Here is a 9,799-nt window from a genome sequence, read left to right on the forward strand (position 1 = left end):
AACCTCGCCCTGCTGAAAGGCTGCGCCATCATCGGGGTCAACTATCCCGCGCTCCAGACTCATGAAAAGGCCCGTTATGACGCCTTGTCGGAGGAGTTGGTGGGATGGCTGGCCGAGGGCCGTATCAAGCCCCGGATTTCTGCCCGCTATCCGTTAGAGGATGGTGTTCGTGCGCTGATTGACCTGGCCGAGCGTCGGGCCGTGGGCAAGATCGTCGTTTTGACCGAGGCGGGGCAGAACCCGGCGTGATGCAATATTGCCGGCTCGTCCTGGTGGCGGGCCATCCCTTAATCCTGAAGCAAGAGAACCTGTTATGAGTGATGTCATTCAGCTGAGTGTACAGGACGGTGTTGCGGTAATTACCCTGAATCGTCCTGAGGCCAAGAACGCTGTCAACCAGGCGCTGGCCGAAGCCATGGCCCGGACTCTGGACGAAGTGGAAGCACGCGAGGACGTTCGCGCAATCATTCTAACCGGTGCCGGCGGTAGCTTCTGTGCAGGCATGGATCTGAAGGCGTTTGTGGCGGGAGAGAATGTCAGCGTTGGCGACAAGGGCTTCGCCGGCTTTGTGCAGGCTTTTGTCAGCAAACCGGTGATCGCCGCTATCGAAGGCTACGCACTGGCGGGTGGCTGTGAGCTGGCCCTGGCCTGTGACCTGATTGTGGCGGCAGACAACGCCAAATTTGGACTGCCGGAAGTGAAGCGTGGCCTGGCTGCAGCTGCGGGCGGGCTATTGCGTCTGCCGCGACAGGTGCCTTACCGGGTGGCCATGGAGCTGGCATTAACCGGAGATATGGCAGATGCCCGGCGCATGCACGAACTGGGGCTGATCAACCACCTGGCGGAACCTGGCAAGGCGATGGAAGGTGCCCTGGAACTGGCCGGCCGCATCGCAGTGAACGCACCCATGTCCTTGCGGGTAACCAAAACCGTGATTGCCCGGTCCCAGGACTGGTCACTGGACGAAATGTTTGAGCGCCAGAGTGAACTGGTGGCGCCGGTGATGAAGTCCGAAGATGCCATCGAAGGCTCCAGGGCATTCGCCGAGAAGCGGGCCCCGGTCTGGAAAAACCGCTGAGGATTTGAGGCCCCGTTCATCCTTATATACCCCGTTCGCCCTGAGCCCTATATACCCCCGTTCACCCTGACCCTGAGCCTGACGAAGGGTCGAAGGGTGTTGACTCCGGAGTTTTCATCCTTCGACGGGCTCAGGATGAACGGTGTTGGGAGGCCTTTGAGGCTCTCATTATCCGTTTGCCCTGAGCTCGTCGAAGGGCACTGACTCAGAGGTCGTGCCTGGAAAACTCAGTCAATCGGATGTTTTTTAAGTTCAATCCGCCCCAGCTGATTGCGATGAACCTCATCAGGGCCATCGGCAATCCGCAGGAAGCGGGCCACCGCATAGGCGGCAGCAATGCCGTGATCGTTGATCACCCCGGCGCCACCGTGGGCCTGCATCACCCAGTCGATGACCTTGCAGGCCATGTTCGGGGCTGCAATCTTGATCATGGCAATTTCAGCTTTCGCCACTTTGTTACCCACCGTATCCATCATCCAGGCGGCCTTCAGGGTCAGCAGGCGGGCCTGCTCTATGGCAATCCGTGATTCTGCGATCCGCTCCAGAGTGACCGACTGGGTAGATACCGCCTGGCCAAAGGTTACCCGTTGCTGGGTACGCTGGCACATCTTCTCCAGCATTCTTTCGGCCAGTCCGATCAGTCGCATGCAATGGTGAATCCGGCCGGGCCCCAGGCGGCCCTGGGCGATCTCGAAACCACGACCTTCGCCCAGCAGCATGTTGCCGGCAGGTACCCGCACATTATTGAATTTTACCTCGGTTACCCGGTCGAGGGTTTCGTAGCCGAACACCGGCAGTGGCCTTACGATCTCCACACCGTCGGCGTTACGGGGCACGATGATCATGGATTGCTGCTTGTGCCGGTCCGGGTTATCCGGATCGGTCTTGCCCATAAAGATGAACAGCGAGCAGCGGGGATCGGTGGCGCCGGAGGAAAACCACTTGTGGCCGTTGATGACGTACTCCTCGCCTTCCCGGCGAATGGAGGACTGGATGTTGGTGGCGTCACTGGAGGCCACGGCCGGCTCGGTCATGGCAAAACAGGACCGGGTCTCACCATTGAGCAGGGGCTCCAGCCACTGTTGTTTCTGGTCATCGGTACCGTAGCGGGCCAGCACTTCCATATTGCCGGTGTCCGGTGCCGAGCAGTTGAACACCTCCGGCGCAAAAGCCACCCGGCCCATGATCTCGCACAGGGGCGCGTACTCAAGGTTGGTCAGCCCGGCGCCATGGTCGGATTCCGGTAGAAACAGATTCCACAACCCCTGTTTTTTGGCGATGGCCTTTAGGGCTTCCAGTTGCGGCGACACCTTCCAGGGACCCAGCTGCTGGATTTCCGCCAGCACTGCTTCTTCAGCAGGGTAAATATGCTCGTCCATAAAAGCCTGCACCTGGGAAAGCAGTTCATTGACCTTATCGGAATAGGCGAAATGCATGTGAGACCTCGTTATATCAGGAAGGTTCGTTTGAACCTAGGTGAAATCCGGGTAGTTGTCTTGTGTCTGCTGGCTGCCAGTAGGTGTCGATAATGTTTACAGAATGCTCATATTGGTGTGGTTGCTGGGCTAACGCTGGCTATAGCCAGCGATGCGCCGCACCCATCAGGGCGCTGTAACATTGTTTCACAATGTCGGTGTCGGACTGCTTTACAGGTCAGATGTTTCACCGGTCTTTATGAAGATTAATTCCAATAAAATCATATGGATGAAATATTGGCATGAGTGGTGCTTAACCGAATCAGTAGTCAGCATTCACTCAAGGGACTTTCCATGAAGACAATCAATAAATTACTGACCGGCTTTGCAGCTTTTGCTTTTTCTGCCGCCGTATTTGCGTTTCCGGTAGACCTGACGGCCGTTGATGGCCAGTTCATTAATCCCGTTGGCGGTAGCAACGTAAATGGTGTGGGTACCAACCATATCAGCTGGGGACAATCCGCAGGTTATGGCCAGAGCGGTTATAAGTTCGACGGCACCAGTCCGCTGCCCTTCTCTATCGCAGATGATCAGCCGTTTGTGCTGGGTACGTTTACCCACATCAACAAGCCTATCTACGGCGACGCTGTTACGGGTGTAGATCTGTCAGTAGACCTGGGCTTTAGTGGCTTTGGTGATACGGGCTCTGCAACGGGAACCTTTGTATTCAGTCACAATGAAACACCAAACACTGCGCCCGTAGTCGTTGGGCAAGGCGAGCAGTGCGTGAAGTGGTTTCTTTTCTGGTGCACAAAGACTGCGTCATACGACATTATCGATAATGTAGGTGCTGTGGACGACATCGTTACTCTGGACGAGTTTGCCTGGGTAACCAGCTCTGAGTTCCAGCTGGGTAACAACATCTATTCGCTGGACCTGGTTGGCTTTGCCGGTGGCACTGAGGAGTTCTTCACCGCCGAGAAAGACAAGTCTTCTATCGATCTGCTGGCCAAGCTGAACGTCACTACCGTTCCGGTTCCTGAGCCTGGCACCTTGGCCCTGCTGGGTCTTGGCCTCTTTGGTTTGGGCGCTGCCCGTCGCCGTGCTCGCAAGTAAGCCGCTTTACGCTACAGTCTGAAATCCCGGAGGGGGTGCCACGGCACCCCTTTTCGTTTATGAGTTTCTGGCATATCTGTGCGGTCCACTCAGGCGTTGGCCAGCAGCTCCCGAATCCGGTCATAGAGTCCTGGCGCGGTGACCAGATTGTTCTGTCCCCAGAGGTCCTCCGGGTAACCTTTCGGCACTTCGGTAAAATGACCCGCTGACGCACCGGCTTCCCGGGCGATGAGCTTGGCTGCCGCAAAGTCCCAGGGACTGACGGTCTCGTAGTAGATGTCCAGCCGGCCGCAGGCCACCCAGCAGATGTCCAGCGCAGCAGAGCCGATACGGCGCAGATCCCGGCAGTGGTGAATCATCACATCCAGCCGCCGTAGCAGGGGGGCCAGGTTGTCTTTGGTATACGGAAATCCGGTGGCAAACAGGGCCTGGCGTGGCTCCGTTGCACCGCTGTGGCGAATGCTGTTGCCATTGAGGGTGGCGCCGCCGCCCCGGGTGGCCCGGAAAGTTTCACCGGAAAATGGCGCGTGGACCACGCCCACCTGAACCCGGCCTTGCTCGGCGTAAGCGATAGAGACGGCCACCTGGGGGTGGCCATAGGCATAGTTCACCGTGCCGTCGATGGCATCAACCACCCACAGGGGCGTGTCCAGATTCTCCGCCTGGCTCAGGTCCGGCATGGTCTCCTCCGATAAAATACGGTGTTCCGGAAAGGCCTTGCGGATGGCGCCGGTGATGAACTCATCCGCCATTACATCGGCGTGAGTGACCAGCTCGGTTTGCTGTTTGTAATCCGTTCTCAGGGTATTCTGTTCCCGTTCGTGGCGGATCATCTCGCCGGCTTCCCGTGCGATGCGTTCGGCGAACTCGGCAATGTCTGTCACAGTAATCACTCCCTGGATGCGTTTGCGCGTGATTGATGTAGTGGGCTGGCACTAGTGAGCTTGATCAAAACGGGCCGATCCCTGAATGAAATAAACAGGAGCTGTCAGGTTTGAAGAACCAGGAACTCACCCTGCTGTATGTGTTTGACGCCATTATGACAGAAGGCTCAATCACCCGGGCAGCAGACCGTCTGTCCATGACCCAGCCTGCAGTGTCCAATGCGGTCGCCCGTATGCGGGATGTCTGGAAAGACCCGGTGTTCGTCAAGAAAGGCCGGGACATCGAACCTACGTCCTACGCTCTGAGTCTGTGGGATCAGATTCGCTTGCCGATGCATGAGCTGTCAAACGCCGTCACCGCCAGTTCCTTTGATCCCTTGCGCTCACGTCGTAAATTCCGGATTGCAGTACCGGACCTGACTCTGGAAATGATCTGGCCGGAACTGGTGGCCCGACTGGAGGTTTCCGCCCCCAACGTTGATCTGCACGCCATGCCGTTCAGCGTCGAGGAGAACGCCCGGCAGTTGCGGGAAGCCCAGGTGGATATAGCTATCAGTCTCTTTGCAGAGCCGGATGCCAGCCTGCGCAGCCTGTCGCTGCTGGAGAGCGGTCACGCGCTGGCGATGCGTAAAGGCCACCCGCTGGCGGACAAGGCGATATCGCTGGAAGCATTTGTGGCGGCCCGGCACCTGCTGATTTCCCTGTCCGGGGAAACCCACAGCTATGTCGATGCAGCCCTGAGTCGTCGCGGCCTGAGCCGCAGGGTGGCGGCATCGGTCAATCATTTTCCCGCCATTCCTGCGGTATTGAGGCGCTCTGACCTGATTGCGGTGGTACCGGAAATGAGCGCCCGTGATCCCGCGTTCAGTGAGGACATTGTCTTCCAGGCGGTGCCCCTTGAGCTGGATCCGATCAACCTCTACCTGTTATGGCATACCCGCCATGACCGGGATCCGGGGCTGACATGGATGCGCAAGCTGCTGGAAGAAATCATTCGTGATCAATGGCAGGCAATGGTCAGCGAGCCGGTAACACATCATTTACAGTGATGTGAGGAATACGGTTTAAGAATTTTTTTATGAATGGCCGAATCCTGATAATCACTTCCGAAGCAAACAGGAACCGGATAGCCGGCTCCGGGCGATCACCCAGATCGTTAAACTTATGTGGAAGGAGTGTGTTATGTCCGTCAAGAAAGCAAACCTCAACAAGTCCCTGGCCTTTGTAGCAGTTGCCATGCTGAGTGTGTTCGGCGCCAGTGCTGCCAGCGCCCAGCAGTATGCAGCGGAAGCGATGCTGGAAGCCACCCTGCAGGAAAAGACCGAAACCCGTCAGGCTGAAACCGAGCGCAAAGCCGATAACGACGCGGCCAAAGCCGAGCAGAACAAGGCTGATCGCGATCCGGCGTGATGCTGAATTAAAGCTGTCAGACTCAGAGGCACCGGATATCCTTCCGGTGCCCGTTTGCCCTTGAACCCGGTGCGAAGCCTTTACAAGCCACTCGAAAACCCTTCACAAACCCCTGAAACCACGACCCCGATCAAAGGCTCTTCAGCCACACCTCCAGCTTGTCCATCGCGTTAACCAGTCTTGGCCCCGCCTGCCTTACGAAATCATCATCCGGTTCCCTGTCAGCATAGTCGCTGGCGGCCAGCTTCAGCGCTTCGGTGCCATCGAAGTCAACGAAGGCGAGGCGGGCGCTGGGCTGATCCGGTGGAAAACCAAAGTCGCTGGCGGGCAGAATGGCGATACCGGTATCCTCCAGCAGGCGTTTGCAGAAGTCGGCACTGGTTCGAATGTCCTGTTTTTCCAGGGCGTCACGATAGGCACCGAAATCCGGGAACAGATAGAAGGCACCCTCGGGTTTGCGTACGTCGACGTTCATCTCGGTCAGTCGGCGGTGCATGAACTCGCCGATTACTTTCAGTACCCGGCGGGACTGGTGCAGGTACTGATCTATGTCGTCGCCGCCATTGAAGGCGGTAATGGCGGCGTACTGGATGGGTGCGCTGGTGGCGGTGTAGGTTTCACTGGCGATAATGGCCATGGCGTCCTGCAAGGGGCGCAGTTCTGGCGGGAAGATAAAGGTACCCAGGCGCCAGCCGCCGGCACCCAGCCATTTGCTCATGCCGGTGCTGATTATGGTGCCTTCGGGATAATAGCGGGCGATGGACTTGTGACGACCATCAAACTGCACTTCGCCGTAGATCTCGTCCGACAGAAGAATCAGCCGGTATTTGCGGGCCACATTGGCAATGGCCAGTAACTGGTCGTCGGTATAGGTACAACCGGTGGGGTTCGACGGGTAATTAAGAATCAGGATGCGGGGCCGTGAGGGATCATCCCGGCAGATAATGTCCAGTTCGTCGGCGGTCAGCTGCCAGTTGTTTTCGGCGTGGGTGGGCAGCCAGTGTACCGAGCGTCCGATGATGCGGGCCTGGGGGGCGTAGGATACCCAACTGGGCCGTGGGATCAGGAGGTCGCCATAGTAGGCCAGTTGCAGGATAAACAGCAGCTCCTTGGAGCCGGGGCCGATCAGCACATCCTCCCAGCTGCAGCGCATACGCTCGCTACGATTGATATAGCCCGCGATGGCCTCCCGCAGGGGTTTGAGCCCTTTCACCGGCAGATAGTCTTTCTCGTGCGCATTGTGTTGCAGGGCTTCAACGACTCGCTGGGGCACCGGAAACGGCGACTGGCCAAGACCCAGCTTGATGATGTCCCGACCTTCCGCCTTCAACTGATTGCTCAGCTCATTGATGCGCAGGGTGGCGGAAGGCTGAATGCCCCGTACGTTCAGGTTGATGGCGTAGCGGTGATCGTTCGGTATGTCCATGGGGCGGAAAAAGCCTCTGTGTGAAAAGTGTCGTCTGCCTGCAGTATAGGCAACCCACCGGTGGCTGTGACGCCATCTGCGGTAGGGGATTGCCGAGGGGCCCAGCAGTTCGCCTACCGCAACGGCCCCGGTCGGGTTGGCAGCATCACTGGTCGCCGGTCAGATTGCAGGTCAGCTCCGGCAGTTCCTTGTTGAACACCCGGTCGTTCTCGCTGTAATCCACCGGTACCTCCACCAGGTGCACACCGCCGGCCGCCAATGCCTGCTCGAGGGTCGGGATCAGTTCGTTGGCGGCATTCACCCGATGGCCGCTGGCGCCGTAAGCCTGGGCATAGGTGACAAAGTCCGGGTTGCCATAATCCAGACCAAAGTTGGTAAAGCCTTCCTGGGCCTGCTTCCACTTGATCATGCCATAGGCGTTGTCGTTGATGATCACGATGACCAGATTCAGCTGCAGCCGCACTGCGGTCTCCAGTTCCTGACTGTTCATCATGAAGCCGCCGTCGCCGCAGATGGCCATCACTTTCAGGTGCGGGTACAGCATGGCGGCCATCATGGCGCTGGGCAAGCCTGCGCCCATGGAGGCCAGGGCGTTGTCCAGTAACACCGTGTTGTTATCGTAGGTCTTGTAGTTGCGGGCGAACCAGAGTTTGTACATGCCGTTGTCGAGGGCGATGATACCGTCCTCCGGCATCACCCGGCGCACGTCATTGACGATGCGCTGGGGGATCACCGGGAAGCGGTCATCCTCGCAGCGTTCCAGCAGGTGCTCTTCGAGGGCGGCTTTTACCCGCATGAATTCGCTGAAGTCGTGGTCCTTGCAGGGTTCGCAGTTTTCCGCCAGCCATTCCACGCTGTTGGCAATATCGCCCACCACTTCGTGTTGCGGGAAGTACACCGGGTCCACATCGGCAGCGCTGAAGTTGATATGGATAACCTGTTTGCCACCGGGCTTCATGAAAAAAGGAGGCTTCTCCACCACGTCATGACCCACGTTGATGACCAGATCGGCGTGATCTATGGCGCAGTGAATAAAATCACCGGAAGACAGCGCGGCGTTACCCAGGTAGCGGGGGTGGCGCTCGTCAATCACGCCTTTGCCCATCTGGGTGGTGAAGAACGGGATGGCGGTGGAGTTCACCAGGTGAATCAGTGCCTGGGAGACCCGTTTACGGTTAGCGCCGGCACCGATCATGATCAGCGGATGTTTCGCAGCGCGGATTCGTTCTGCGGCCTGCTCCAGGCTTTTGCGACTGGCAGTGGGCCGACGCGCATCGCTGGGTTCGAAGATGTGGGTGCCGGGGGAGGCCTGTTCGGCCGCGATATCTTCCGGCAGTTCCAGGTGCACGGCGCCGGGGCGCTCTTCAGACGCCAGCCGGAAGGCTTCCCGCAATTTGGCGGGAATGGTATTGGCATTGGTGATCTGCCGGGTGTACTTGGTGAGCGGGCGCATCAGGTCCACCACATCCAGAATCTGGAACAGTCCCTGTTTGGATGATTTGATGGGCTTCTGGCCGGTAATCATCATCATCGGCATGGCGCCCAGCTGGGCATAGGCGGCGGCCGTCACCAGATTGGTGGCACCGGGACCAAGCGTTGAAAGGCACACCCCGACCTTGCCGGTCAGCCGCCCGTAGGTGGCCGCCATGAATCCGGCGGACTGCTCATGACGGTTGAGGATCAGCTCAATGGAGGAGCTGCGAAGGGCTTCCAGAAAATCGAGGTTTTCTTCCCCTGGCACGCCAAACAGATAACGCACCCCTTCGTTCTCCAGTGCTTTCACAAACAGTTCCGCGCCGGACAGGGCGCCCTCGCTGCGTTCATCCCGGGTCATGGTGGTGCCTCCTTTCTCTGTGTCGGAATTCTGTCAGCGCCCTGTGGGCGTGACGGGCCTGAATGGTTCACATCTGACCTGAATTGGCTGTGGCTGTAAAGAAACTCACGGGGCAGCCGCTAAACACCTTATACGCCAGAACCCACCGGCACCAGACAGCTCATGCGGAGCACTTCATGTTGAACAATCTGAATCTGTCCACCCGTCTTTACGGTGGCTTCATGCTGCTGATCGTCATCATTGTGTTGTTGTTGGGCCTGAGCTATTTCAGTGACCAGTCGCGGCAGCGCAACACGGCGCTCAACATGCACACCTACGAGATTATCCGCACGGTTGAGGAGGTGCGGCTGGCACTGACCAATATTGAGACCGGAGAGCGGGGGTTTCTGTTGTCTGGCCAGGAACGGTTTCTGGCGCCGTTGGAGCAGGGGCGCAAAGAGCTCGCCGAGGAGTTTTCTACATTAAAACGCCTGACTTCAGACAATCCCGGACAGCAGGCCCGGCTGACGGAGCTTGACCGTACCATCCGCGACTGGCAGGAAAACGCCATTGATTATTTTATTGATATGAGACGTCGTGAGGGTGCCCGGAGCCAGCCCTCAGCCGCGCTGATATCCGAGTTTGAGGAGGGGCGGG

Annotated in this window: 10 protein-coding genes; 6 read left to right on the plus strand and 4 right to left on the minus strand. The window is 58.1% G+C overall.

Annotated features, from left to right (window positions below; genetic code table 11):
- Positions 1–249 (plus strand): zinc-binding dehydrogenase (locus tag AAC035_RS13870; protein WP_339805139.1); only part of this gene is annotated, 249 nt, incomplete at its 5' end.
- Positions 250–313: 64 nt separating this feature from the next.
- Positions 314–1,078 (plus strand): crotonase/enoyl-CoA hydratase family protein, encoded by a 765-nt coding sequence (locus AAC035_RS13875; RefSeq protein WP_339805141.1) that lies wholly within the window; start codon positions 314–316, stop codon positions 1,076–1,078.
- 227 nt (positions 1,079–1,305) lie between these two features.
- On the opposite strand, the gene AAC035_RS13880 is transcribed toward AAC035_RS13875, so the two are convergent.
- Entirely contained in the window at positions 1,306–2,514 is a 1,209-nt protein-coding gene (locus AAC035_RS13880; protein WP_339805143.1) for an acyl-CoA dehydrogenase family protein, read from the minus strand.
- A gap of 333 nt (positions 2,515–2,847) precedes the next feature.
- Between AAC035_RS13880 and AAC035_RS13885 the strand changes: the two genes are divergently transcribed.
- A complete protein-coding gene (locus AAC035_RS13885) occupies positions 2,848–3,609 on the plus strand; it encodes a THxN family PEP-CTERM protein (RefSeq protein WP_339805145.1) in 762 nt (253 codons plus the stop codon).
- An 89-nt stretch (positions 3,610–3,698) separates the two neighbouring features.
- Here AAC035_RS13885 and AAC035_RS13890 read toward each other — a convergent pair whose 3' ends face one another.
- Positions 3,699–4,511, minus strand: a complete 813-nt coding sequence (locus AAC035_RS13890; RefSeq protein ID WP_339805158.1) for an inositol monophosphatase family protein — start codon at positions 4,509–4,511, stop codon at positions 3,699–3,701.
- Between the two features lie 92 nt (positions 4,512–4,603).
- Here AAC035_RS13890 and AAC035_RS13895 point away from each other — a divergent pair, with 92 nt between their 5' ends.
- Positions 4,604–5,542, plus strand: a complete 939-nt coding sequence (locus AAC035_RS13895) for a LysR family transcriptional regulator (protein ID WP_339805146.1) — start codon at positions 4,604–4,606, stop codon at positions 5,540–5,542.
- A gap of 133 nt (positions 5,543–5,675) precedes the next feature.
- Positions 5,676–5,903, plus strand: coding sequence for a hypothetical protein (locus AAC035_RS13900; protein ID WP_339805148.1), 228 nt, complete (start codon positions 5,676–5,678; stop codon positions 5,901–5,903).
- 130 nt (positions 5,904–6,033) lie between these two features.
- Here AAC035_RS13900 and AAC035_RS13905 read toward each other — a convergent pair whose 3' ends face one another.
- The gene (locus AAC035_RS13905; protein ID WP_339805151.1) at positions 6,034–7,329 is read right to left on the minus strand and encodes an aminotransferase class I/II-fold pyridoxal phosphate-dependent enzyme; all 1,296 of its coding nucleotides are present in this window, start codon (positions 7,327–7,329) and stop codon (positions 6,034–6,036) included.
- Positions 7,330–7,474: 145 nt separating this feature from the next.
- Positions 7,475–9,163, minus strand: coding sequence for an acetolactate synthase large subunit (locus AAC035_RS13910; RefSeq protein WP_339805153.1), 1,689 nt, complete (start codon positions 9,161–9,163; stop codon positions 7,475–7,477).
- A 176-nt stretch (positions 9,164–9,339) separates the two neighbouring features.
- On the opposite strand from AAC035_RS13910, the gene AAC035_RS13915 reads away from it, so the two are divergent.
- Positions 9,340–9,799: CHASE3 domain-containing protein (locus AAC035_RS13915; RefSeq protein WP_339805155.1), on the plus strand; the 460-nt coding region annotated here is incomplete at its 3' end.

This window comes from uncultured Marinobacter sp. (genome assembly GCF_963974375.1).
GTDB lineage: Bacteria > Pseudomonadota > Gammaproteobacteria > Pseudomonadales > Oleiphilaceae > Marinobacter.

Excerpts from the sequence above, each read along its gene's own strand:
- AAC035_RS13910 (WP_339805153.1), bottom strand. The coding sequence starts at position 9,163 with ATGACCCGGGATGAACGCAGCGAGGGCGCCCTGTCCGGCGCGGAACTG.
- AAC035_RS13900 (WP_339805148.1), top strand. The coding sequence starts at position 5,676 with ATGTCCGTCAAGAAAGCAAACCTCAACAAGTCCCTGGCCTTTGTAGCA.
- AAC035_RS13880 (WP_339805143.1), bottom strand. The coding sequence starts at position 2,514 with ATGCATTTCGCCTATTCCGATAAGGTCAATGAACTGCTTTCCCAGGTG.
- AAC035_RS13875 (WP_339805141.1), top strand. The coding sequence starts at position 314 with ATGAGTGATGTCATTCAGCTGAGTGTACAGGACGGTGTTGCGGTAATT.
- AAC035_RS13885 (WP_339805145.1), top strand. The coding sequence starts at position 2,848 with ATGAAGACAATCAATAAATTACTGACCGGCTTTGCAGCTTTTGCTTTT.
- AAC035_RS13905 (WP_339805151.1), bottom strand. The coding sequence starts at position 7,329 with ATGGACATACCGAACGATCACCGCTACGCCATCAACCTGAACGTACGG.